Origin of the sequence: Microbulbifer harenosus, from assembly GCF_005771435.1 — a bacterium.
In the GTDB taxonomy this organism is placed as follows: Bacteria; Pseudomonadota; Gammaproteobacteria; order Pseudomonadales; family Cellvibrionaceae; genus Microbulbifer; species Microbulbifer harenosus.
Window position 1 is genome coordinate 1 of sequence record NZ_VANI01000061.1, and the last position, 612, is coordinate 612.

Annotated in this window: 2 tRNA genes; both read right to left on the reverse strand. The window is 46.7% G+C overall.

Annotated elements, in window-relative coordinates:
- Positions 1-159 precede the first annotated feature (159 nt).
- Positions 160-235 (reverse strand) — tRNA-Ala (locus tag FDY93_RS19330).
- Positions 236-355: 120 nt separating this feature from the next.
- Positions 356-432, reverse strand: a tRNA-Ile gene (locus tag FDY93_RS19335).
- Between the last annotated feature and the right edge of the window lie 180 nt (positions 433-612).

Genomic DNA, 612 nt, shown 5'->3' on the forward strand with positions numbered 1-612 from the left:
GTGTTGTTAGCACTCAACCTCGCCTTGCAGTGTATTACTACAAAATGTTTCACCTTGTTAAAGAGCATCTGATGTAAAAATCAGGAAGCTAATCTCTCAATCAAGCAAGTACTTAATCAAGAAACCAGGTTTCTGATCTTTGATGTTGTCGTCAGGAAATGGTGGAGCTAAGCGGGATCGAACCGCTGACCTCTTGGATGCAAACCAAGCGCTCTCCCAGCTGAGCTATAGCCCCATCGCAATAAACAGCTAACACTCTTTACTTGTTAGTGGTAATTTTTCTCAGGCTAGGCGTTTGAAAGCGTAGTGTGCGAACAGCACATGAGCTTTTAAACAACGACGCATGAGGAAAATTTGGTAGGCCTGGGCAGACTTGAACTGCCGACCTCACCCTTATCAGGGGTGCGCTCTAACCAGCTGAGCTACAGGCCTTTAAACTTGATTGTTTCTCTTGCGAAAAACTCTCGGCGTTTAATGCCCTGTTCGGACACTAGACCCGCCCAACGGGCATCACTGACACAACATCATCAGTCGATCAAGCAATATGTGTGAGCACTTACGAAGCGAAGGTCGAATTTCGTTTAAGGAGGTGATCCAGCCCCAGGTTCCCCT